General features: G+C 68.0%; 22 protein-coding genes and 1 tRNA gene. 11 read left to right on the top strand and 12 right to left on the bottom strand.

Annotated features, from left to right (window positions below):
- The first annotated feature begins 55 nt into the window (after positions 1–55).
- Entirely contained in the window at positions 56–1,858 is a 1,803-nt protein-coding gene (locus RIB98_17275; protein MEQ8842736.1) for a right-handed parallel beta-helix repeat-containing protein, read from the top strand.
- Between the two features lies 1 nt (position 1,859).
- Here RIB98_17275 and RIB98_17270 read toward each other — a convergent pair whose 3' ends face one another.
- Positions 1,860–2,705 carry an SDR family NAD(P)-dependent oxidoreductase gene (locus RIB98_17270; GenBank protein MEQ8842735.1) on the bottom strand — a complete coding sequence of 282 codons (846 nt, stop codon included), beginning with the start codon at positions 2,703–2,705 and terminating at the stop codon, positions 1,860–1,862.
- Positions 2,705–3,676, bottom strand: coding sequence for a hypothetical protein (locus RIB98_17265; protein ID MEQ8842734.1), 972 nt, complete (start codon positions 3,674–3,676; stop codon positions 2,705–2,707). The genes RIB98_17270 and RIB98_17265 overlap by 1 nt, the downstream gene beginning before the upstream one ends.
- A gap of 55 nt (positions 3,677–3,731) precedes the next feature.
- On the opposite strand from RIB98_17265, the gene RIB98_17260 reads away from it, so the two are divergent.
- The 5 genes from RIB98_17260 to RIB98_17240 are packed head-to-tail and all read left to right on the top strand — an operon-like array spanning position 3,732 to position 8,517.
- On the top strand, positions 3,732–4,490 hold the full coding sequence (locus RIB98_17260) for a phosphoglyceromutase (GenBank protein ID MEQ8842733.1): 759 nt from the start codon (positions 3,732–3,734) through the stop codon (positions 4,488–4,490).
- 2 nt (positions 4,491–4,492) lie between these two features.
- Entirely contained in the window at positions 4,493–4,684 is a 192-nt protein-coding gene (locus RIB98_17255; protein MEQ8842732.1) for a hypothetical protein, read from the top strand.
- A gap of 43 nt (positions 4,685–4,727) precedes the next feature.
- Positions 4,728–6,530: a solute carrier family 26 protein gene (locus RIB98_17250; protein MEQ8842731.1), complete on the top strand. Its 1,803-nt coding sequence runs from the start codon at positions 4,728–4,730 to the stop codon at positions 6,528–6,530.
- Positions 6,527–7,144 (top strand): rhodanese-like domain-containing protein, encoded by a 618-nt coding sequence (locus tag RIB98_17245; GenBank protein MEQ8842730.1) that lies wholly within the window; start codon positions 6,527–6,529, stop codon positions 7,142–7,144. Before RIB98_17250 ends, RIB98_17245 begins: the two co-directional genes overlap by 4 nt.
- Positions 7,141–8,517 (top strand): rhodanese-like domain-containing protein, encoded by a 1,377-nt coding sequence (locus RIB98_17240; GenBank protein ID MEQ8842729.1) that lies wholly within the window; start codon positions 7,141–7,143, stop codon positions 8,515–8,517. The genes RIB98_17245 and RIB98_17240 overlap by 4 nt, the downstream gene beginning before the upstream one ends.
- 100 nt (positions 8,518–8,617) lie before the next feature.
- On the opposite strand, the gene RIB98_17235 is transcribed toward RIB98_17240, so the two are convergent.
- Positions 8,618–10,024 carry an ammonium transporter gene (locus tag RIB98_17235; protein ID MEQ8842728.1) on the bottom strand — a complete coding sequence of 469 codons (1,407 nt, stop codon included), beginning with the start codon at positions 10,022–10,024 and terminating at the stop codon, positions 8,618–8,620.
- A 167-nt stretch (positions 10,025–10,191) separates the two neighbouring features.
- Positions 10,192–10,695 carry a winged helix-turn-helix domain-containing protein gene (locus tag RIB98_17230; protein ID MEQ8842727.1) on the bottom strand — a complete coding sequence of 168 codons (504 nt, stop codon included), beginning with the start codon at positions 10,693–10,695 and terminating at the stop codon, positions 10,192–10,194.
- A gap of 115 nt (positions 10,696–10,810) precedes the next feature.
- Between RIB98_17230 and RIB98_17225 the strand changes: the two genes are divergently transcribed.
- Genes RIB98_17225 through RIB98_17215 form a run of 3 tightly spaced genes read left to right on the top strand, consistent with a single transcriptional unit; the run spans position 10,811 to position 13,997 of the window.
- On the top strand, positions 10,811–13,096 hold the full coding sequence (locus RIB98_17225; protein MEQ8842726.1) for a 4Fe-4S dicluster domain-containing protein: 2,286 nt from the start codon (positions 10,811–10,813) through the stop codon (positions 13,094–13,096).
- Positions 13,097–13,111: 15 nt separating this feature from the next.
- Positions 13,112–13,387, top strand: coding sequence for a hypothetical protein (locus RIB98_17220; GenBank protein MEQ8842725.1), 276 nt, complete (start codon positions 13,112–13,114; stop codon positions 13,385–13,387).
- A gap of 10 nt (positions 13,388–13,397) precedes the next feature.
- Entirely contained in the window at positions 13,398–13,997 is a 600-nt protein-coding gene (locus RIB98_17215; protein MEQ8842724.1) for an aminodeoxychorismate/anthranilate synthase component II, read from the top strand.
- A 3-nt stretch (positions 13,998–14,000) separates the two neighbouring features.
- On the opposite strand, the gene pknB is transcribed toward RIB98_17215, so the two are convergent.
- From pknB to RIB98_17185, 6 genes are all read right to left on the bottom strand, one after another.
- Positions 14,001–16,115 carry a Stk1 family PASTA domain-containing Ser/Thr kinase gene (gene pknB / locus RIB98_17210; protein MEQ8842723.1) on the bottom strand — a complete coding sequence of 705 codons (2,115 nt, stop codon included), beginning with the start codon at positions 16,113–16,115 and terminating at the stop codon, positions 14,001–14,003.
- Between the two features lie 78 nt (positions 16,116–16,193).
- Positions 16,194–17,741, bottom strand: a complete 1,548-nt coding sequence (locus RIB98_17205; protein ID MEQ8842722.1) for a penicillin-binding protein 2 — start codon at positions 17,739–17,741, stop codon at positions 16,194–16,196.
- Positions 17,738–19,060 (bottom strand): FtsW/RodA/SpoVE family cell cycle protein, encoded by a 1,323-nt coding sequence (locus tag RIB98_17200; protein ID MEQ8842721.1) that lies wholly within the window; start codon positions 19,058–19,060, stop codon positions 17,738–17,740. The genes RIB98_17205 and RIB98_17200 overlap by 4 nt, the downstream gene beginning before the upstream one ends.
- Positions 19,057–20,265: a protein phosphatase 2C domain-containing protein gene (locus RIB98_17195; GenBank protein ID MEQ8842720.1), complete on the bottom strand. Its 1,209-nt coding sequence runs from the start codon at positions 20,263–20,265 to the stop codon at positions 19,057–19,059. The genes RIB98_17200 and RIB98_17195 overlap by 4 nt, the downstream gene beginning before the upstream one ends.
- Positions 20,262–20,756, bottom strand: coding sequence for an FHA domain-containing protein (locus tag RIB98_17190; GenBank protein ID MEQ8842719.1), 495 nt, complete (start codon positions 20,754–20,756; stop codon positions 20,262–20,264). The genes RIB98_17195 and RIB98_17190 overlap by 4 nt, the downstream gene beginning before the upstream one ends.
- A 71-nt stretch (positions 20,757–20,827) precedes the next feature.
- The gene (locus RIB98_17185; protein MEQ8842718.1) at positions 20,828–21,481 is read right to left on the bottom strand and encodes a DUF3662 and FHA domain-containing protein; all 654 of its coding nucleotides are present in this window, start codon (positions 21,479–21,481) and stop codon (positions 20,828–20,830) included.
- Positions 21,482–21,594: 113 nt separating this feature from the next.
- Here RIB98_17185 and RIB98_17180 point away from each other — a divergent pair.
- Positions 21,595–21,678 (top strand) — tRNA-Leu (locus RIB98_17180).
- A gap of 103 nt (positions 21,679–21,781) precedes the next feature.
- Positions 21,782–22,519, top strand: a complete 738-nt coding sequence (gene priA / locus RIB98_17175) for a bifunctional 1-(5-phosphoribosyl)-5-((5-phosphoribosylamino)methylideneamino)imidazole-4-carboxamide isomerase/phosphoribosylanthranilate isomerase PriA (protein MEQ8842717.1) — start codon at positions 21,782–21,784, stop codon at positions 22,517–22,519.
- Between the two features lie 3 nt (positions 22,520–22,522).
- On the opposite strand, the gene RIB98_17170 is transcribed toward priA, so the two are convergent.
- Positions 22,523–23,386 (bottom strand): pirin family protein, encoded by an 864-nt coding sequence (locus RIB98_17170; GenBank protein MEQ8842716.1) that lies wholly within the window; start codon positions 23,384–23,386, stop codon positions 22,523–22,525.
- A gap of 95 nt (positions 23,387–23,481) precedes the next feature.
- Positions 23,482–23,677: Flp family type IVb pilin (locus RIB98_17165; protein MEQ8842715.1), on the bottom strand; the 196-nt coding region annotated here is incomplete at its 5' end.

Raw genomic sequence — 23,677 nt, 5'->3', positions numbered from 1 at the left:
CTCGCCGACTTCTCGTCACCTGGACGGCGAGTGTCGCACCGTCGATACTCGCCGGATGGGCAGAATCTCACGCGCCGTCACCCTCGCCGCTGCTCTTCTCTCGTTCGGTGCACTGCTCTCGCCCGCCGGTGCCGCCGACGAGGCATCCACCACGACAGCCACCTCCACCACCAGCGGGCCGGTCTCGACGACCACGGCCGCCGGTGGGCTGCCACAGCTCGACTGCTCGGAAGCCGACCAGCGCCACGAGCTGACCGCCGGCGTCCGGCTCGATCCAACATGTGTCTGGAGCGAGGGCTTCGACATCACCGCGTCCGACGTCGTTCTCGACTGTCAGGGCGCGCTGATCCGAAACGACGGCGGCGGCCGGGGGATCGACGTGTCGTCGCCCGTCGACATCCCCATGAGCGGTGTCGTCGTGCGCGGCTGCGTCGTCGACGGATTCCTCAACAGCTTGCGCGTCACCCGACCGGGTTTTCGCGACCTCACCGAAGGTGTCGAGTACGAGAACGGGCTGACCGGCGTCGTCATCGAGAACAACGAGTTCCGCAATTCCCGGGGCGTCGGCGTGTTCATCGACGGCTACGTGAGCGATGCGGTGATCCGCGACAACATCGTCCGGGGCGCCGGGAGCACCGGCATCTATCTCGAGACGGGGAGCCGTCGTAGCCGGGTCGAGAACAACATGATCCTCGGCAACGGTGGTCGCGAGAACGGGCCGCTCGGTCAGGTCGACACCTTCGGCGGTCTGCGGTTCCGCTGGTGGGGCATCGGGCGAGAAGGGCTCGCCATCGACGGAAGCTACGAGAACGTGGTGACCGGCAACTGGTTCTGGGGCAACCGCCACGGGGGCATCCTGCTCTACACGAACTGTGGGGAGTTCCCCGATTCGGGCCGCTGGTTCGACCGACGCTGGCCCTCCGACCGGAACCTGATCGAGGACAACACGTTCACCGGCGGCCTGAACGGCGTGTGGGTCGGGCAGCGCATGGCCGAGAACACCCTGCCGATGGAATGCACCAAGCCGGCCTACGTCGAGGGTCCACTCCTGCGGGTGACCCGCGACGACGCGGCCGACAACGAGGTTCGCGACAACGTGTTCACCAACGTGACCTACCCGGTCCGGGTGGAGGACGACGGGACCACCGTGGCCGACAACACGATCACCTCGGCCGATCCGAACCACCACGGCATCATCGTCGGCACCGAGTACCGCACCGATGTGCTCGACGAGCCGGTGGCCGACACCACGATCACCGGCAACCGGATCGACATCGCCGGCAACGCCAGTCCGATTCGCTGGATCCACGGCTTCGACGGTCTCACTGTCGACGCCAACACGGCCAACGGAGAGCCCGTCGGCATCTGTGAGGGCGTCCAACCGCCGCGCCTGGCGCTGATCTGGGTGATCGCCGCGGCGTTCGAGCCCATCGGCTCGCCCGAGACCCCGGCTCCCGCCGACCTCTCCCACCCGGTGTTGGGGCCACTCGAGCCGTGCGAACGGCCGGCCGAGCCGGCGGTGGTCCCCGGATTCGACGAGGTCATCGAGGGCACCGACGACACCATCGTCATCCCCGTGCAGCTCTCCCACGCCAGCGATCAGACGGTGTCGGTCCACTGGTACACGCCCGAAGGACTTGCCGACATGCTGGCCACCGTCGGCACCGACATCGTCTACGGCGAGGGCGATGTGGAATTCGAACCGGGTCAGACCGAGGGGCAGATCGTGCTGGAACTGATCGACGACGCCGTCGCCGAACCCTTCGAGTACGCCGCGGTGCTCGTCCGTGAGCCCGTCAACGCCCGAATCGGCGGCTGGTGGGGCATCGGACTCGGCCTGGTCACCGACGACGACTGAATCACTCGGGTGCGTGTGGAGGCGGCGCCGCTGAGTGCGGTGCGCCCGGGCTTCGGCCTCGCTCGACTCCTTTGTGGAGCAGACGGGCCACGAGCCCGACCGGCAGGAAGTTCGACACGAAACGGGCCGGCCGGGCGGCGTTGCCGAACACGACACGGCGCCGGTTCCTGCGAATCGCCTCGATGACCTTCACCGCGATCTCGGCCGGCGGCGTGGTGAGGAGCGCCTTGGCGTCGTCCTCGGCCGTCGTGCCGCGGACGATGTTCGTGTCGATCCCGCCGGGATGCACGAGGTGCACCTGTATGTGCGATCCGTCGAGCTCGGCCATCAGCACCTCGGTGTAGCCACGCACTGCGAACTTGGTGGCGCAGTAGTCGGCGTTGCCCGGCGCGCCGATCATGCCGAAGATGCTCGACACGTTGACGAGGGCGGCCTCGGCGTTGGCCTCGAGCTGCGGAAGGAACGCCAGCGTGCCGTGCACCACGCCGTAGAAGTTGACGGCGAACACCCGGTCGAGATCCTTCACCGAGGTCTCGGCGCCGGGCAGCATCGAACCGGCGATGCCGGCGTTGTTGATCACCACGTGGGCGTTGCCGAGGGCCGCCCGCGACCGGTCGGCGAACTCGTTGACGGCGTCCTCGTCAGCCACGTCGACCGTCGACGAGAAGACACGATCGTCGCGGGGCGTACGGAGCGCGTCGACCGTTTCCTGGAGACCGACGGGGTCGATGTCGCAGAGCGCCAGCTTGGCGCCCACCTTCTCGAACTCGAGCGCGTAGGCGCGGCCCATGCCCGAACCGGCACCGGTGACGACCACAACCTTGTCGATGAAGCTCCCGAACGCCATCAGTTCAGCTCTCCGCGCAGGGCGGCGGCGAGCAGCCGCGATCGTTCGGCATTGAGCTCGGGGCCCTGCACGCCCAGCGACTGCATCGAGCGCAGGTCTGTGGCAGTCGGACTTCCGCTCGCCTCTGCAGTGTCGATCAGGACACCGAACGTCATGGCGTACTCGTCGAGAAACGCCACGTATCGGCGGTGGTAGTCCTCGAGGCTCGGTGGCGCATCCAGCTGGTCGATCAACGGACCGAGATCCCCGATCGTCTCGACTGGTCCCCGCATCGCCGAGAGCGCGGCGACGGGGTCGACGCCGAGGAGTTGCATGCTGTCGAGAAGTTCACTGATCACCACCCCCGCTTCTTGCTGCACGTCGGCGGAGGCGACCAGGTAATCGGCGACCGGACCGCCCCTCAGTGCCAGTTGGTCGTTCACCAACCCAACGAGGCGAGCCTCGATCTCGACCCCGATCTCCACGATCTCCGAATTCTCCGCGAGGAAGTCCTGCAAGGCCGCAGGGGCCGTCGCCGGATCGGCGAGCAACGGTTCGTAACGCCCGATGAGTTCCGCCAACGCGTCGCCGCTGGCCGCGAGATCGGCGAGAACCTCCGACGTGGCAGCCGTGGCCGGAATCGCCCGATAGCCGTCGGCGCCGTTCTGTGACGCGTCGATCAACGCTGCGAAAGGGTCGAGGCCGCCGTTGGCGGCGAGCGTCTCCTCGAGCTGCACCGCACCGACCTCCAGAGCGGCCGCCAGCGCGGCGGCGTCGGCATTGCGCGCACCGGTCTCGCCACCTTCGGGCGGTGTCGTGGTCGTCGTCTCGACCACGACATCGCCGGTCGCGACCGGAGGAAGTGTGGCAAGGGTGTCATCGGCGCCCGGAGCGGAGGCGATCGTCTCCGCCAACTCCGGGTCGACCGTTCCGCACCCGCCCACCACCAGCGCAAGTGCGACCAAGAAGGCGAGAAGTCCTGCGGTGGGCATGGAGGATGAGCCGTGGGCCATGGAGCAGTTTTAGTCGTCGGTTATCCTCGCCCGCATGTACGACCTGATTCTCGTGCGCCACGGGCGCTCCGAATGGAACGAGCTCAACCTCTTCACCGGCTGGTACGACTGCCCGCTCATCGAGAAGGGTCGCGCCGAGGCACGAGCGGCCGGACCGATGCTCGTCGACGCCGGCCTGCTTCCCGACGTGGTCCACACCTCGCTCCAGCAGCGGGCCATCGAGACAGCCGAGCTGATGCTGGCCGCCACCGACCGGCGCTGGATTCCCGTGCGTCGCAGCTGGCGCCTCAACGAACGCCACTACGGCGACCTCACCGGTCTCGACAAGGCCGCCACCCGCGACAAACACGGCGACGAGCAGCTCCACATCTGGCGCCGCAGCTACGACACGCCGCCGCCCCCGATCGCCGACGACAACCCGTACAACCCCAACACCTCCGACGCCTACGCCGACCTCGCCCCCGAGCTCCTGCCGACGACCGAATGCCTGAAGGACGTCGTCGAGCGGATGCTCCCCTACTGGTTCGACGGGATCGTCCCCGACCTCCGTGTGGGTCGGACGGTGCTGGTGGCTGCCCACGGCAACTCGTTGCGGGCCCTGGTCAAGCACCTCGACTCGATCCCCGACGACGAGATCGCCGAGCTCAACATCCCCACCGGCATGCCGCTGCACTACCGGCTGGGCGACGACATGCGGCCGCTCGAGGCCCGGCATCCGTTGGAACGGGCCATGGACCCCGAGGCAGCCGCCGCCGGCGCGGCCGAAGTCGCGGCCCAGGCGGGCGGTCACTGACCATGCTCGGCATCGGCGCCTTCAACGGCATTCTCTTCCTCGTTTCGCTGGCCATCGTCATCGGCGCGGTGATCCTCGCGCTGCGCGACGGTGAGCGGATCTGGACCCTCGGCATGGCCATCGCCACGGCGATCTACGCCCCGCTCGGGGTCGTGCTGGCCATCATCTACGTCACCCAGGTCCGCCGGAGCTGACCCTCGGGGTTGCGGCGGGCAGAAATGTCCGTACATTTACGGTGTGCCGTCCGCCTCTGCGATACTCCCGATCCTTCGCTGGGGTCCGGGATACGACCGAACCGACCTGCGCAGCGATCTCGCGGCCGGACTCACGGTCGGTGCGATGCTCGTCCCCCAGGCGATGGCCTATGCCCTGCTGGCCGGTCTCCCGCCCGAGGTGGGTCTCTACGCCGCCACGATCCCCGTGGTGGTCTATGCCCTCTTCGGGACATCCCGACAGCTGGCCGCCGGACCGGTCGCCATCGTCTCCCTCCTCACCGCTTCGGCCCTGGCGTCGGTCGCCCAGGAGGGCGAGGCCGGCTACCTCGCCGCCGCCGCACTGCTGGCCCTCATGGTCGGCGCCATCCATCTCGTGCTCGGCCTCGGCCGCCTCGGCTTCCTCGTCAACTTCTTGTCGCACTCCGTGCTCGTGGGGTTCACGGCCGCCGCGGCGATCATCATCGGTTTCTCGCAGGCGAAGCATCTTCTCGGCATCTCGACCGAGCGCAAGGATCACTTCCACGAGACGGTCATCGACGTGTGGAGGAAACTCCCCGACACCAACGGCACGACCCTCACCATCGGGGTCATCGCCCTCGCTGCGCTGGTGGTGATGAAGCGCGTCGCCCCGCGCGTCCCGGCCGCGTTGATCATCGTGGTCGGCTCGATCCTGGCCGTGAAGTGGTTCGACCTCGAGGCCCGAGGGGTACGGGTGGTGGGCGACATCCCCGATCGACTGCCGGCATTCGGGCTCCCCGACATCCAGGGCGGATGGATCGCCGACCTCGGCGCCGCGGCCCTGGTGATCACGATCGTCGGCTTCACGGAGTCGATCGCCGTCGCCAAGGTCTACGCCCGCCGCAACCGCTACGAACTCGACGCCAACCAGGAACTGATCGGGCTGGGCGCAGCCAACATCGCATCCGGACTCTTCGGCGGGTACCCGGTGGCCGGTGGTTTCGCCCGCACCGCCGTCAACGCCTCCGCAGGGGCCCGAACGCCGTTGGCATCGCTGATCACCGCGTCGATCGTCGTCGCCACCCTTGCGTTTCTCACCCCGCTCTTCGCCCTGCTCCCCGATGTCGCGCTCGGGGCGATCATCCTGATGGCCGTCGTCGGTCTCATCGACGTCGCCGAGATCCGCCACATCGCAACCGTGAAGCGCAGCGACCTGATCGGACTCACCGTCGCGTTCGTCGCCACCCTCGCCCTCGGTATCGAACTCGGTCTCCTCGTCGCCGTCATCGCCTCGATGCTCGTCGTGTTCGCACGCATGTCGACGCCCCACAGCGCGGTGCTCGGCCACATCGAGGGGACCACCAGCTATCGCAACGTCGAGCGCTTCCCCGAGGCGTGCACGACAAACGGCATCCGGATCGTTCGTATCGATGCCGCCTTGTCGTTCGTCAACGCCGCCCACGTGAAACGGCTTCTGCTCGACCACGCCGACGCACTGACCGAGCCGCCGCAGGCGCTCGTGCTCGACGCGTCCGGCATCAACGACATCGATGCCACCGGCGCGGCGGCGCTGCGCGAGGTGCTCGACGAACTCGACGAACGCGGGGTCGTGCTCCACCTCAGCGACGTCAAGGGCCCGGTTCGTGATGTGCTGCGCCGCGCCGGAATCTGGGACGATCTCGGCCATCGGGTCCACACGTCGACCGACGACGCGATCCGCGCCATCCGCGACTGCCTACCGGCGCCCGAGGACCACCGCCGTCACGGCATCGACGAGCGGCCGACACGGACCGCGCCCGCACCGACACCGCCAACTTCAACACCGCCAACTTCCGAGAAGGCTGACGCCCAGGAGGCTTCACCATGACCACCACGACCACTTCCCCGTCGATCCCCGGACGAGCCGACGTCATCGACACGGCGGAACTCCGCGCGCTACGAGAGAGCGACGACGGCATCCGCATCCTCGATGTGCGCACCGGCGGCGAGTTCGAGACCGTGCACATCCCGGGCTCGTACAACGTGCCCCTCGACACCCTCGCCGAACACGTCGCTGACCTCGCCGACGTCGAACACCCCGTCGTGCTCGTCTGCCAGAGCGGCGGGCGGGCCACCAGCGCCCACGAGAAGCTCACCGGTGCCGGCAAGACGACGCTCCACATCCTCGACGGTGGCATCGAGGCCTGGCAGGCCGCCGGCGGCGACATCGTCCGCGGCGACCGCGAGCGATGGGCGATGGATCGCCAGGTCCGACTGGTCGCCGGCTCGCTCGTCCTCACCGGCATCCTCACGAGCACGGTGCTGCCCCGGGCGAAGTGGCTGGCCGGGGGCGTGGGCGCCGGGCTCACCTACTCGGCGCTCTCCAACACGTGCGCGATGGCGAGCGCGCTGTCGAAGCTGCCCTACAACCGCACCGACGGATGCGACATCGACGGCGTGCTACGCGACCTCCGAGCGACCGGAGAGGAGGACTCACCGTGAAGTTCACCCAGTACTACCTCGACTGTCTCTCGCAGGCCTCGTATCTCATCGGCGACGAGACCACCGGTCGCGCAGTGGTCGTCGATCCGCGCCGCGACATCGACGAATACGTCGACGACGCTCGCGAGGCAGGACTGACGATCGAGCTCGTCCTCGAGACCCACTTCCACGCCGACTTTCTCTCCGGTCACCTGGAACTCGCCGCGGCCACCGGCGCCGAGATCGCCTACTCCTCGGTCGCCACGACCGAGTTCGAGTCGCGCAAACTCCGAGACGGTGAGCGCATCTCTCTCGGCGAGGTGACGCTGGAGGTCCTCCACACCCCGGGCCACACCCCGGAGTCGATGAGCATCGTCATCTGGGAACGCGCCGACGACGACGTTCCGTTCGGCGTGCTCACCGGCGACACCCTGTTCGTCGGCGACGTCGGGCGTCCCGACCTGCTGGCGTCGATCGGATTCACCCGCGACGAACTTGCCGACAAGCTCTACGACAGTCTCCACCAGAAGTTGCTGCCGCTCCCCGATGCCACGCGGGTCTACCCCGCGCACGGTGCCGGCTCGGCGTGCGGGAAGAACCTGTCGACCGAGACGTCGTCCACGATGGGCGAGCAGCGCACGAGCAACTACGCGTTGCTGGCGCCCGACCGTGCGACGTTCGTGGACCTGGTCACCGAAGGGCAACCTCCTGCGCCCGACTACTTCGTGTTCGATGCCGTCCTGAACCGAAAGGACCGCGCGCTTCTGGACGAGTCGGCGCTGCCGACCGCCCTCGACCTCGCGGCGACCGACGCGCTCGTCGCCGGGGGCGCCATGCTGCTCGACGGTCGAGACCCCGAGGACTTCGCCCGGGGCCACCTGACCGGCGCGATCAACGTCGGACTCAACGGGCGCTACGCCGAGTTCGCCGGATCCGTCATCCCCAGCGACACCGACATCGTGCTCGTGGTCGAACCGGGCTTCGAACTCGAGGCGAAGAACCGACTGGCTCGCATCGGCTTCGACCGGGTGGCCGGCTTCCTCGAACAACCGCTCGACGCGATGGCCGCCCACCCCGACCGCGTGGCGCGGGCGTCGCGCTTGACCGCGAAGGAGTTCACGACCCGCCGCCGCGAACTCGACGACCTCCAACTGGTCGACATCCGCAACCCCGGCGAGTTCGCGCTCGGCTCGATCGACGGTGCGATCAGCATCCCGGTCGGTCAGCTGCCCGGTCGAATCGACGAGCTCGATGCCGATGCCACAACCGTCGTGTTCTGCGCCGGCGGCTACCGGTCGTCGGTCGGGGCGAGCGTGTTGCGCCACGCCGGCTTCGCCGATGTGTCCGACATCCGCGGCGGCTACGGCGCCTGGATGGAGACCGCGCCGACCTGACCCCCCCCCGACCTGAACCGGGGCGCGGAACGACCCCGGGAGGGGGATCCCGGGGCCGTTCGCTTGGGTTGGAGAAACCCGATCTTTCAGCGTGCGCCGATCAGCTGAGTCCGATGGTCTCGAGGCCGTAGCCGGCAGAACCGTGCTCGGCGACATCGAGGCCGGTGACCTCTTCCTCTTCGTCGACCCGCAGACCGATGGTCAGGTCGATCAGCTTGAAGACGATGAAGCTCATGATGCCGACCCAGGTGATGACGATGAGCACCATCAGCGCCTGGACGATCAGCTGCGACACGCCGCCGCCGTAGAGCAGACCGAGATTCTCGCCGTCGTGGACACCTTCGATGGCCAGGAACGCATCGTTGTAGCGGGCGAAGAGGCCGATCGAGAGCGTGCCCCAGATACCGCAGACGCCGTGGACGGCGATGGCGCCGACCGGGTCGTCGATGTGGATCTTGTCGAAGAACAGCACCGCGAAGACCACGATCACACCACCGATGAATCCGATGACGAGGGCTGCCCACGGTTCGACCGTGCCGACCGGCGCGGTGATCGACACCAGACCGGCAAGCGCACCATTGCCGCCCATGGCGACGTCGGCGACTCCCGTCTTCAAGAAGACGATCAGCGAAGCACCGATGACCCCGGCAGCGGCCGCCATGAGCGTGTTCATGGCGAGGAACGAGAGCAGGCCGTCGGCCACGAGCTCGGAGCCGGCGTTGAAGCCGAACCAGCCGAACCAGAGGATGAAGACACCGATCACCGCGAAGCCGATGTTGTGGCCGGGAATGGCCCTGGACTCACCATTGGGGCCGTACTTCCCGATCCGAGGCCCGAGAATCGCTGCGCCGACGAGCGCCGCCACGCCACCGGTGAGGTGCACGATCGTCGAGCCGGCGAAGTCCGAGTAGACGCGATCGCCGATGTTGATCTGCGCGATCATGCCGCCGCCCCAGGTCCAGTGGACCACGACCGGGTAGATGAACGCCGTCATCGCGGCCGAGAAGATCAGGTAGCCCGAGAACTTCGTCCGTTCCGCCATGGCGCCGGAGGCGATGGTGACGGCGGTGGCCGCGAAGACCACCTGGAAGAAGAAGTTGGTGGCCGGTGAGAGTCCTGCTGACATGTCGAACAAGGCGTTCGGATCACCCGAGTCCTTGAAGAAGAAGTCGTTGAGACCACCCCACAGTCGGCTTTCGCTCGTCCCGTAGGCGACCGACCAGCCGATGATGAAGAAGGCGACGGCACCGATGGCCATGTCGGCCAGGTTCTTCGCCATGATGTTCGCGATGTTCTTGGCCCGGGTGAGACCGGCCTCGACGAACGCGAAGCCTGCCTGCATCAGGAAGACCATGGCGCCGGCGATCACCAGCCACATGTTGTCCATGATGGCCTGCGACAACGCGTTGGCGGCCTCGACATCGGCCACAGTGGCCTCCGTCTCCTGCGCCCCTGCCGGCAGTGCCCACAAGAGCGTTCCCGCCCCGATGGTTGCTCCGAGCATCATCCTTTTGGACAACCCTCTTGTTCCGTACTTCGTCCGCATCAGCTTTTCCCTTCCTTACGGCGATGGAAAGGAACGTAGAAGGCGCAGATTTCCGGATTGTTCGTCGTTTGTTACCCGTTGCGCACCGTCGCGTTGCCGCAGTGCGTCACGAATGTGACGCGAATGTTTCAGACCGCGGCGCAGGCGGGCGACGGCTCCAGCAGGTAGCCGCGGGCGCGAACGGTGCGAATCGACAGTCCGGCCTCGGCCAGACGACGCCGTAGCCGCAATACGTGGACGTCGAGTGCGTTGCGGCTCGCATGGCCGCCGGGCCATCCCGCTTCGGAGAGTTCGGGGCGTCCGACGACGGCGCCGAAGCGCCCGATGAGCAGCTCGGCCAGCCGAGCCTCGACCGGCGGCACGGCGGTGTGCGCGCCGTTGAAGCGCACCACCCCGTACTCGTCGATCTCCGGTGTTCCTTCGCCGGCCGCGGTGGCGCGGCGCGAGAGGCCCTCGACCCGGGCTCGAAGGTCCTCCTCGGGCGCCGGCACCCGAATCCAGTCCTCGTAGTCGTCCTCGACGACCGGCGGCGGCGCGCCGCGATCCACCAGCAGCAAGCGGGGCACTCGAGCGTCGCGAAGTTCGGGAAGACGATCGGCCTCGGCAGGCCATCGGATGAGCGTGATGTCCATGGCGAACACCGTGCCAGCCGAGGATTTCGCCATTGTTTCGCCGAGATGAACCGTACGGTCACCGATTCCGCTGGATGCGCGACGGCTTCGGAGAGAGAGGTATCTTTGCCTCGCCATGAATTCGCGCCTCAAGCCCCATCACCTCGTCATCGCTCTCGGTGTCGGAATCGCCCTCTTCACGGCGATCTCCGGTGTCGTCCCGAGCCTCACCAACTGGCACGACGACAGTGCGGTCCAGCGCGAGGTGTTCGACAACATCCCCACCGGCATCAAGCTGGCCTTCTACACCGTCATTCCGCTGCTGCTGGTCTACGGCGCCTACATGTTCGCCATGCGGGTGAAGAACTGGGAACGGGGCCGTCCCGACAACCGCCGTACCACCCTGAAGAACGCGCCGAAGCGGGCCAAGAGTTTCCGCTCGGGCGTCTACATGCAGACCCTGCTGCGCGAGCCGGGCGCCGGCATCATGCACTCGTTCATCTACTTCGGGTTCCTGATCCTGCTCGCGGTCACCACCACGCTCGAGGTCAACCACCAGCTGCCGGAGGGCGCCAAGTTCCTCCACGGCGACGTCTACCGGGGCTACGCGGCGGTCGGCGACGCGGCGGGACTCATCTTCCTCATCGGCATCGTGTGGGCGATCGTGCGCCGCTACGGCCCGTGGAACTGGCGGCCCTACCGCATCCGCGTCAAGAGCAAGCCCGAACATGCGGTGATCCTCGGCGTGTTCTTCGCCATCGCCGTCACCGGTTTCGGCGCCGAGATGTTCCGCATCGCCGAGCAGGGTCGCGCCGCGGGTGAGCTGCCCGAGTTCGAGAAGTGGAGCTTCGTCGGCTACCCGCTGGCCACGCTCGTCGACGGATGGGACAACGTCGCCGGCTGGCATCAGGCCTGGTGGATCGCCCACGTCCTCAGCTTCATCGCCTTCCTCGTGATCCTGCCCACGACGATGCTGCGCCACATGTTCACCTCGCCGCTCAACATGTATCTCTCCGACAAGGACCGCCCGAAGGGCGCCATGAAGCCGATGCCCGACCTCGTCTCGGGCGACACCGAGCTCGAGACCTTCGGTGCCTCGGTCATCGAGGACTTCACCTGGAAGCAGTTGCTCGACACCGATGCCTGCACCATGTGCGGCCGTTGCACCTCGGTCTGCCCGGCCCACGCCACCGGCAAGTCCCTCGATCCGCGTGAGATCGTGCTCAAGACCGGCGAGGTCATGGCCCGCACCGGCGACCCTGCGGTGTCGCCCCCCATCGGCGTCGACGACGACATCACCGTGCCCGCCAACTGGATGTTCGATCGAGTCACCCAGGAAGAGCTCTGGGCCTGCACGACGTGCAAGGCCTGCGACGAGATCTGCCCGGTCAACATCGAGATCCTCGACAAGATCCTCGACATGCGGCGCTACCTCACGCTGATGGAGTCCGACTTCCCGAGCGAACTGGGCACCGCGTTCCGCTCGATGGAGAACTCCGCCAACCCGTGGGGCATCAGCCAGAGCGAGCGAGCCGACTGGACCACTGGCGTCGAGGGCATCAACGTCATCGACGGTTCCGACCCCATCGAGGCCGAGTATCTCTACTGGGTCGGCTGCGCCGGATCGTTCGACGACAAGAACAAGAAGGTCACCCAGGCCATGGCGAAGCTCATGCAGCGCGCCGACGTCGACTTCGCCATCCTCGGTCCGGCCGAGAGCTGCACGGGCGATTCCGCCCGTCGCTCCGGCAACGAGTACCTGTTCCAGATGCTGGCGAGCCAGAACATCGAGACGCTCAACAACATGGGCGTGAAGAAGATCGTCACCCAGTGTCCGCACTGCTTCAACACGCTGGCCAACGAATACCCCCAGCTCGGCGGTCACTACGAGGTCGTGCACCACTCGCAGTTCCTCGAATGGCTGGTCGACCAGGGCCGCCTCGATCTCGACGGTGCCGAACTCGAGGAGCGCGTCGTCTACCACGACAGCTGCTACCTGGGCCGCCACAACGACGTCTACATGGCCCCTCGCAAGGTGCTGGGCAAGCTCGGCGGCATCGAGATCGTCGAAGCCGAACGCAACGGCACCAAGGGGATGTGCTGTGGCGCCGGCGGCGCCCGCATGTGGATGGAGGAGTCCGTTGGCGAGAAGGTCAACGACGTCCGAGCCCGGGAGCTCGTCGCCACCGGTGCCACCCAGGTCGCGACGGCGTGTCCGTTCTGCTACGTGATGATGGACGACGGCGTGAAGGCCGCGGGCAAGGAAGAGGACGAGGTCCGGGTGGCCGACATCGCCATCCATGTCCTCGGCGCCATCGAGACCGGCGAGAAGAACCGAGTCGAGGCCGAACGGGCGCAGCAGAGCGAACTGGCCGGACTCGTCGCGGCCGTGAAGCCCGACAACGCCGCCACCGAGGACTGACCCACCATCCGACCCGTGACGGTCGGAGAGGTGAGCTTCTGGGCCGCGGTCTACGTGCTCGTCGGGTGGTCGCTGGTCGCGAGCATCGGCACCGCCGCCAGCGAGGTCGCCTGTGTCGCAACGCACTACGAGCACGCGCCGGGGATGCCGCGCTACTGCGAAGGGAGCATGGCGGGCGACGTCGCCTTCTTCCTTTACCCGGTGCTCGCCATCGGCCTCGGTGCCGCCGCTCTCGTTCTGGTCCGTCGGCGGCCCCGAAAGCAGTCGGCTCACGGACCAGAACGGCGGTAGGTTCCCCGGCGTGAGTAACTCGCCGACGATCCTGGTGATCGACAACTACGACTCGTTCGTCTACATCCTCGTGCAGTATCTCGGCGAGCTCGGTGCCACGCCGGTGGTCTACCGCCACGACGAGATCGACCTCGACGGCATCCGCGAGCTCGATCCCGACGGCATCCTCATCTCGCCCGGCCCCGGCACGCCCGACGACTCCGGCGTGTCCATCCCGGTGCTCGAGGAACTCTCGGGCACGCTGCCGATCTTCGGTGTGTGCCTCGGTATGCAGGCCATGGGCCAGGTCTACGGCGGCGAGGTGATCCGGGCTCCCGAGGTCATGCACGGCAAGACGTCGTTCATCCGCCACCACGACGTCGGCGTGTTCGCCGGTCTCCCCAACCCACTCGAGGCCACCCGCTACCACTCACTGATCGTCGATCGGGCGTCGCTGCCCGACTGCCTCGAGATCACCGCCGAATCCGACGACGGCCTCATCATGGGCCTGCGTCATCGCGAGCTCGACGTGGAAGGCGTGCAGTTCCACCCCGAATCCGTGCTCACCGCGTCGGGCCACGACCTGCTGGCGAACTTCCTGGCCCGCTGCAGCTCGACCGCCCGAGCCTGAGCGTCACTCGTCGTCGGGCGGCTCGGTCGTCGTCGTCGTCGTGGTCGTCGTGGTCGTGGTGGGTTCCGGCGCCGCTTCCCCGACGACGATCACCACTTCGGTGCCCTTGTCGACCTCGGTGAAGTTGGCGGGGCTCTGTTCGATCACGAGACCGACCTGGGGATCACCGAACGGCACCTGGCGGAACTCGACCACCGGCTCGAGGCCCAGGCTGCGCAGGGTGGACTCGGCGGTGTCGTAGAACAGTCCGATCACTCGCGGCACGGCGATCTGCTCCACGCCCGACGAGGTGTAGAGCGTGATGATCGACCCGTCGGCCTCGATGCTGTTGGCCGCCGGGTCGGTGCGGGTGACGTTGCCGGCAGTGATCGAGTCGGACGGCTCCTCGATGGTGTCGTCCGCGACGACGAACCCCAGTTCCTGGAGCTCGCGCACGGCCTGCGGGACCGACTTGCCCTTCAGATCCGGCACCACGACCTGGGCCGGCCCCGTCGAGACGTTGATGATGACCGGCTGATCGAGATCGAGTTCGGTGCCCGCCGTCGGCGTCTGGCTGACGACCGTGCCGACGTCCTGCACGTTGGACTCGTCGCGGGGATCGACCGTGTAACCGGCCTCGTTCAGTATTCGTGTGGCGTCCTCCTGCGATCTCCCCACGACCGACGGCACCGTGAGGGCCCTGCCGGTGCTCACGACGATCTCGACCGACTCACCCGGGTCGAGCTTCTGCCCGGCCGGGGGCAACTGGCCGAAGACGATGCCGGCGTCGACGCTGTCGTTGCGTTGCTCGGTCTGGGTGGGCACGAGGCCGAGCTCGCGTAGGGCCGCCTCGGCCTCGAGGGCCGTCATTCCTTCGAGATTGGGCACATCGACCTTGTCGACGACCTCCTCGCCCGCGTCGCCCCCATCGTCACCGAAGAGGCCGAGTTGACGGCCGAAGGCGATGGTGAGGAATCCCAGGATGAAGATCAGCACGCCGAGACCGACCAACAGCGCGGCGGTGCGTTTCCAGTCGTCATCGCCGGCCGGCTCGTCGTCGTAGTAGTAGCCGCCCTGGGCGTATTGGGCCGCGGCCGCCGCAGGATCGAGTCCCGCGCCGGGCTGGGCCGCCGGGGCCCCGATCATCGTGGCGTCGACCGTGGGACTCGCGGCCGGGGTGGTGGGCACGACCGTGGTGGCATCGACCGGGGCCGAGTCGGGCGCGGGCGCCGCAGCTGCGGCTCCGGCGGCTCCGGCTCCGGCGGCGGCTGCTGCTGCCGCAGCGGCGCCGGGTACCTGGTGGGCGCCCGACAGGTAGCGACGCAGGTCGTTGCGGAGGTCCTCGGCGGTGGGATAGCGGTTGGCCGGGTTCTTGGCCAGCAGCTTCATGGTGATCGCGTTGAGCGACTTGGCCACCGGGACGCCGCGTTCGATCAGCGTTTCGGGCTTCTCCTGCACGTGCTTGTAGGCGACGGCGATCGGTGTCTCGGCCTGGAACGGCGGCACTCCGGCCAGCATCTCGTAGAGCACCACACCGAGGGAGTAGAGGTCGCTGCGCCCGTCGACCTGCTTGCCCTGCGCCTGCTCGGGCGAGAAGTAGGTGGCGGTGCCCATCACGGACCCGTGCTGGGTGAGACCCGCGTCGGTGCCGCCGGCCAGCGCGGTGGCGATGCCGAAGTCGGCCACCTTCACGTTGCCGCCGTCGGACACGAGGATGTTGCCGAGCTTGACGTCGCGATGCACCAGGCCGGCCTGGTGTGCGGTGGACAACGCGGCGGCCACGTCGGCGGCGATCTCCGCGGCCCGGTCGGGCTGCAACGGACCGGTGGAACGCAGCACGTCGGACATGCTGCGGCCCGACACGTGTTCCATCACGATGTAGTAGGTGCCGCGCTCCTGACCCCAGTCGTAGATGCCCACGATGTTGGGGTGGTTCAGGTTGGCGGCGGCCTGGGCCTCGCGCCGGAATCGCTCGACGAAGTTGGGATCGTTGGCGAACTCCGGGAAGAGCACCTTGAGCGCGACCTCCCGGTCGAGCAGCTCATCGCGGGCGAGATAGACGTCGGCCATCCCGCCACGGGCGATGTGGCGCAGCAGTTCGTAGCGTCCGTTGAAGACGGTGGGGCCCTGATCGGACATGACGAGAGATTCTAACTGTGCAGTGGCACGGGATCGGTGCAGGTCCCGTGCGCAGGGCGGATGGGGTCGAACACGGCGTCAGTTGCCCGACGCGGCGAAGGCGGCCTCGAACACGGCCTGGGCGATCGGGGCGGCCACGGTGCCGCCGGTCTGTTCGCTGGCGCCGGGCTGGGCCTCGACCAGAACGGCCACCGCGATCTCGGCCGGCATGCCCGGCGGGCCCGCGAAACCGACCACCCAGGCGTGGGAACTGGCCGGAGTGGTGCCGAGCTGGGCGGTGCCGGTCTTGCCGCCCACGGTGAGCCCACCCACCTGCATCCCCCCGGCGGTTCCGTTCTCGGCCACGTTGACCATCGCCCGCTGGAGCTCGCTCGCCACACCCGGGGACATGGCGACGCGCCACAGCGACGGCTCGACGGTGTCGTAGACGTCACCGTCGGCCGACTGCACCTCGGCGACCACGTGCGGCCTCATCATCAGGCCGTCGTTGGCGATCGCGGCGGCCACTATGGCCATCTGCAAGGGGGTGGCCTTGACGTCGTTCTGCCCGATGGCGGCCTGGGCGAGGATCGCGGAGTTCTCGTGGATCGGGGTGTCGCCGTTGATCAGCGGAGGGCTTCCCTCGGGCTGGTAGGCGTCGAGGTCGGCGATGTAGGCGCCGTAGTCGGTCGGGAACTGTGACCGGGCGGCGTCGGGCAGATCGATGACCGGGTCGGCGTTGAAACCGAAGTTCTCGGCCGTGCGGATCATCGCGTCGGGACCGAGCCACTCGGCCCCGATCTCGGCGAAGGTCGCGTTGCAGGACCGTTGGAGTGCCAGCATCAGGTCGCCGCCGCAGGTCGAACCACCGAAGTTGCGGATCAGGGATCCGGCGGGCAGCGGCTCATAGCCGGAGCTGTCGGGCCAGACCGGCTCGGTGAGGGTGATGTCACCGGACTCGAGCGCACTGGCCGCGGTCACCACCTTGAACGTCGAACCGGGGAAGAAGACTTCGCGGAACGACTTGGCCAACAACGGATTCTCGGGGTCGTTCAGCAGCGTCTGGTACGCGGCGTTGACGGCGGGTCCGTCGAGCCCGGAGAGCAGGTTGGGGTCGAAGCTCGGATACGTCCACATGGCGAGTACCTCGCCGGTGCGGGGGTCCACGGCGACGACGGAACCGTTGCGCTCGCCGAGGGCGGCCGCCGCCGCCTGTTGGATGTCGTCGCGCAGGGTCATCACCACGGTGCCGGTGGTGTCACGATCGACGAAGAGATCCTTCAGCGAGTCGAACTGCTGGTCGAGCCGGGCCCCGGCCAGCTGGTCGTTGTACTGCCGTTCGAGCCCGAAGGCGCCCTGGTTGAACGACTGGTAGCCGACGATGTGGGCGTAGCGGTCGCCGGTCGGGTAGTCCCGCCGGAACTCGATCTCTCCCGCCTCGACCGGCACCGAGAACGCGGCGACGACACCGTCGGCGGTCACGATGTCGCCGCGCTCCTGACCGAACGCCCGCAGCTGCGGCCGCACGTTGCCCTCGTGCGTCTTGTAGTCGTCGGCCTGCACGAACTGCACCCGGTTGAGTTGGGCGAACAGCACCGCGTACATCACGATGAACGCGGCGCCGAGATTGCGGATGCGGCGGTTCATCGCGACGTTCCCGAGGACGACGGCGACACGACACGTTGCTCGTGGGAGAGCCGCATCAAGAGGGCCAGGACGATGTAGTTCGACACCAACGCCGAGCCGCCGTAGGAGACGAACGGCAGCGTCACGCCGGTCAACGGGACGAGGCGAACCACGCCACCCATGATGATGAAGGCCTGGAATCCGAGCAGCGTGGTGAGGCCGACGGCGAGCAGCTTCTCGAAGGGCCGGGTCGCCCGGATGGCGATCCGCAGACCCGAACCGATCACGATCAGGAACGCCATCAGGATCGCAGTCGTCCCGGCGAGGCCGAGCTCCTCACCGATGGCCGAGAAGATGAAATCGCTCTCCGCGACCGGTACGCGATCGGGCTCTCCTCGTCCCAGGCCGGTTCCGGTGAGACCACCCTCCGCCATCGAGTAGGTGGCCTGGATGATCTGGAACCCGGTGTCCTGGGGGTCGGCCCACGGGTCGAGCCAGGCGTCGATTCGCCGTTCCACGTGGGCGAACAGCTGGAAGGCGACGACACCGGCCGCTGCGAAAAGCGCGACGCCGAGCCCTACGAACAATGTGCGTTCGGTTGCCACCCACATCATGACGACGAAGAGGGCGAACACGAGCATCGAGGACCCCAGGTCACGCTCGAGGACCATCACACCGACCGACGCAGCCCATGCCGCGCCGATCGGGGCGAGATCGCGCAACTCGATTCGGTTCTTGATGAGCTCGTGGGCGTCGACGAGATAGGACGCGAAGAAGAGCGCGAGTGCGATCTTCGCGAATTCGCCGGGCTGGAAGTTGACCGGCCCGATGCTCACCCAGATTCGGGCGCCACGGATCTCCACACCGATCGGCAGGAGCGGGAGCGCGAGCAACACCAGACCGCCGACACCCAACAGGTACCGGTACTGCGCCAGCTCCCGAACCCGGGGGACCAGGATCAGGGTGGCGACGAACGCAGCGATGCCGACTGCGGTCCAGACCGACTGGAGACCGGCGAGGCCGCCGCCGACGTCCTCGCCGAGGCGGGCGATCATCACGTAGCCGATGCCGTTGAGCAGCAACGCCATCGGCAGCAGCACCGGGTCGGCGGCCGCCGCGAACCGGCGGACGGCGAGGTGCACGAAGAAGAACAGGCCGAGCATCCACGCGAGGAACGGTCCGATGTCGGCGGGCACCGACGCGGATTCGCCGAGGCTGGCCAGACCGTAAGCCGACACCACGACGATCGCGATCAGCGCGATCAGACCGAGTTCGACGCGGCGGGGCCGGACTGCCGCGATCTGGGGGCGCACGGCGGGCCGGCGCGCGGTGGCGGTCACGGGTCGTCGGTCGCAGCCCGCTCGAGCAGCACGTCGGCATAGGCCCGCGCCTCGTCGAGCGTGTCGAACTCGACGCCGCCGGCGACATCGTCGAGATCGTCGGAATCGAGTTCGGAGACCGTCAGGGTGAGCGGCTCCTCGAGCGTGGGGTCGAACCACAGGACGCCGTCGGGCCGGCCGCGGTAGATCACCACCGTTTCGCCGTCGATGCCGACGAAGTAGGCCGAACGGGCGTAGGCGACAACCGATGACGCGAGGATGCCGAGCACCAACAGCACCGTGGCGACGAAGAGACCGAGCCGCCAGGTGAAGAAGGACGAACTGCTGCGGCGATCGACCAGGATCTCGTCGGGATGCGGGTCGTTCGGGCCGGTGGCGACCGGTGGGTCGACGCGCAGCACGCTGTCGGGCACCGCCTTGCGGGTCGAGACGACCCGGTCGGCGGGTACGTCGTCGACCGTCGTGCCTGCCGCGTCGTCGTCCCGGTCGATCTCGACGACATCGACGATGACGACCGTGACGTTGTCGCGGCCCCCGGCGTCGCAGGCACCGTTGACCAGCGACACGGCGGCTTCGGACGGATCGTCGATGTCGCGCAGCATCGCCAGGATCTCCGCGGGCGTCAGCTCGTTGAACAGGCCGTCGCTGCAGAGCAGGTAGCGATCGCCGGCGACCGGGGCCAGCTCCCACGTGTCGACGAGCACCTTGTCGTCGATGCCGAGCGCACGGGTGACGATGTTGCGCTGGGGATGATCGAGTGCCTCTTCTGCGGTGAGGCGGCCGTCGCGCACCAGCGCCTCGACGAGCGTGTGGTCCTCGGTGACCTGCACCAACTCGTCGGCGCCACGCAGATACAGCCGCGAATCACCGACGTTGGCCACACCCAGCCGCGACACGTCGCCCGTGGTCATTCCGACGAGCGCCACCAGCGTCGTGCCCATTCCCCGCAGCCCGGGTTCGAGTTTCGAGCGGTCGACGATCTCGCGGTTGGCGACCTGAACGGCCTCGCTCAGCTCGTCGAGCGTTCTGACCACGCCGACCTTCGCCATCTCGTCGACCGCGATCGCGGCGGCCACCTCGCCGCCGTTGTGACCGCCCATGCCGTCGGCGACGACGAACACGGGGTCGACGGTGAGGAGCTGATCCTGATTGGCGGATCGGACCCGCCCGACGTCGGTGGCGGTACCCCAACGGAACTCGATCATGCGAGCTCCAACACGATCTCGCCGATCGTGATGCGACTGCCCACACCGAGCGGGGCGGGTGCAGTGAGCAGCGTGCCGTCGAGCTGCGTGCCGTTGGTCGACCCCAGGTCCTCGAGCAACCAGCCGCCGTCGCTGGGCCACAGGCGGGCGTGCAGCTTCGACACGTGGGCGTCGTCGATCGACACGCCACAGCCGGCACCACGTCCGATGGTGGTCTCGCCGGCGAGCGTGAAGCTGCGTCCGGCCAAGCCGGCCGGAGCGATCACCATGAGCCGGGATGCGTCGGTGGAGACCATCGTGGATCCTGACCGGGGCGGCGTCGGCGCAGCCGCCGGACGAGGTCGCGGCGACGCGGTGGGCGCGGCGGCACCCACGGGGATGGACGACTCGGCTCGGAGCTCGACCCAGACGGCCCGCAGGACGCGCAGGAAGACGAGGTAGACGAGGGCAAGAAGGCACACCCGAAGGACGATGAAGAGCTGGTCCGACACGGTCCGCCGAGACTAACGCTGTCGGCCACGTCAGAAGTGACGCGGCCGGACGGGACGCGTTCCCGCCGGGGTCAGCCGGCGCGGAACTCCATGGTGGTGGCGCCGAGATCGATACGGTCGCCGTCGACCAGACGGTGCGAGGTGATGGCCACGCCGTTCACGAGCGTGCCGTTGGTGGAGCCGTTGTCGGTGAGAATGAAGCCGTCACCCTCCGGCCGGATCTGAGCGTGTTCGCGGCTGATGTTGGGGTCGTCGAACGAGATCGTGCACTCGGCCAACCGTCCCATCGTGACGATGAACTCGCCGAGGACCACCGGTTGCCCGGTGGGGAGGTGCAACACGCCGACGCCGCCGTCGGCCTCCTTCATCCGTCCGGTGACGTTGACCGCTCCTCCTCGCAGGGCCTCGTCGCCCTCGATCTCGATCTGCACCGGGCCCATGAACGTCCAGCCCTCTTCGCGGGCGTGTTCGCGGGTGGCGTCGCACAGCTCGCGGATGAGCGAGTCCTTCACCTCGGCGAAGCGTTCGAGATCCGACGCGGCGAGGCGCACCGAGAAGTGGTTGGCCACCACGGGTTGGCCCTTGACGCCGACACTGCGGGAGTCGGCCATCTCGCGGGCGATGCGGTGGCCGATCTCGACCGGGCGCACACCGCCGCGGAAGAACCGTCCGACCGTGCCTTCGACAAAACGCTCGAGGCGTCGTTCCACTGATCGCAGACCCACGCCGTGGAGGCTAGCGCTGCGCGAGAATCGCGAAGCGGGCACCCCGCAAACGCGGTCGAAACCTGCGACGGGCGCGCTAGCCTCGTCACACGTTCACTTCGGTGTACGGCCACGCGCGAGTGGCGGAATTGGCAGACGCGCAGGCTTCAGGTGCCTGTGCCCGTAAGGGTGTGGGGGTTCAAGTCCCCCCTCGCGCACGATTCGGATTTCGTCGGACACCCCCGAACCTCGGTTCGGGGGTTCTCCGTTCTCCTCGGCCTTTCTCCGAGCACGAGTGGCGGCCGCCACTACGGTCTGGCGGTGGCGGACCATCTCGAACTGTTGCCGGCGGTCGACGTGCAGGACAGGCAGGCGGTGCGGCTCGTGCAGGCGGCCGAGGGGTCGGCGACGGCGTTCGGTGACCCTGGCGTGGCGGCCCTGAACTGGCAGCGGCGCGGCGCTGAGTGGGTCCACCTGTTCGATCTCGACCAGGCGTTCGGGCGGGGCGACAACCGGGCTCTGCTCGCGGAGATCGTCGGCCGTCTCGACGTCGACGTGCAGCTGAGCGGCGGGATCCGCGACGACGAATCGCTGGCCGCGGCGCTGTCCACCCGGTGTCGTCGGGTCAACCTCGCGACGGCGGCGCTCGAGCAACCGGATTGGTGTGCCAAGACGATCGCCGACCACGGCGACCTCATCGCGGTTGCGCTCGACGTCCGCGGTCGCATCCTGACCGGGCGGGGTTCGGCGCGGGCCGTCGGTGATCTCTTCGACGTGATCGCCCGGCTCGATGCCGAGGGCTGCGCTCGCTACGTCGTGACCGATGTCGACGAGGACGGGATGCTCCGGGGCCCCAACCTCGATCTCCTGCGCGCGGTCTGCGCCGCCACCGACCGGCCGGTCGTCGCCTCGGGCGGTGTCGCCGGGCTCGCCGACCTCCGCGCCCTCTTGGGACTGCTCGACAACGGGCTCGAGGGCGCGATCATCGGCGCGGCGCTGCACGAGGGTCGCTTCACCCTCGAGGACGCCCTCGCGCTCACCCGGCCCGGCAGAGCTTGAGGCTCACTCCGGTAGCGGAACCCAGGGATCGTGATCGTCCGGCACTTTCGGGAAACGCTGGTTGGTCCAGTCGTCCTTCGCCTGTTCGATCCGGTCGCGATCGGCGTGTACGAAGTTCCACCAGATGAACCTCTTGCCGACCGGTTCGCCGCCGATGAGCATCGCCCGGCCGGTGCCCGACACGGTGGCGGATTCGCCTCGGCCGATCACCGCGAGGTTGCCCTCGGCGATGGGACGACCGTCGATCAGCAACTCGCCCTCGACCGCCAGCACCGCCCGCTCGGGGTGAGCGTCGTCGACGGGCACCGCCGCGTGCTCGAGGCGGATCTCGGCGAGTACGAGCGGCGAGGAGACGGTGACCGGCGACTCGAGCCCGTAGCCCGTGCCGGCGGCCAACCGGATCGACGCGCCATCGCGTTCGAGACCCGGGATCGTGTCCGCGCCCTGGTGCTCGAAGCCCGGCGGACCGTCGGCCGCGTCGTCGGGCAGCGCCACCCAGGTCTGCAGTCCGTGCATCTCCGATGCGGCCGTCCGGCCCTCGGGAGTCGATCGTTCCGTGTGGGTGATGCCCGCTCCCGCCGTCATCCAGTTGACCGCACCGGGTTCGATCGTTTGGACGGCACCGGTGGAGTCACGATGGACGAGACCCCCCGAGAACAGATAGCTCACGGTCGAGAGTCCGATGTGGGGGTGGGCGTCGATGTCCATACCGGCACCCGGCGGCGACGTCGTCGGTCCGATCAGGTCGGCGAAGATGAACGGGCCGACCATGCGCCGCTCGCGAAACGGCAGCAGACGGCGAACGTGGCCCGTGCCGACCTGGCGGCGACGGGGCTCGATCAGCTGCTCGATCGGTGGGCCGGACATCGTGCCCCGGTTCTAGCCGAAAGAGTGAGAAACCCCCGAGCCTCTCGGCTCGGGGGTTTCTGCGTCCTCACACGGCGGAAGCCGCGTCAGAGGCCTTAGCCGAGCGACGAATCGACTTCCGAGAACTTCGAGGAAGCGGACTCACCGAGAGCGGTCACGGCAGCGATGCACACGACGGCGATGAGGGCGACGAGGAGCGCGTACTCCACGAGGCTCGCGCCACGCTCGTCATCGATACGGCTGGTGATCCAGGCGCTGAGGAACTGGTATGCGGTGGTCATTGTTGGACTC

The sequence above is a fragment of the Acidimicrobiales bacterium genome (assembly GCA_040219515.1).
Lineage (GTDB): Bacteria > Actinomycetota > Acidimicrobiia > Acidimicrobiales > Aldehydirespiratoraceae > JAJRXC01.
The sequence above is the reverse complement of the archived record's forward strand: the minus strand, read 5'-3'. Positions and strand labels throughout refer to the sequence as shown.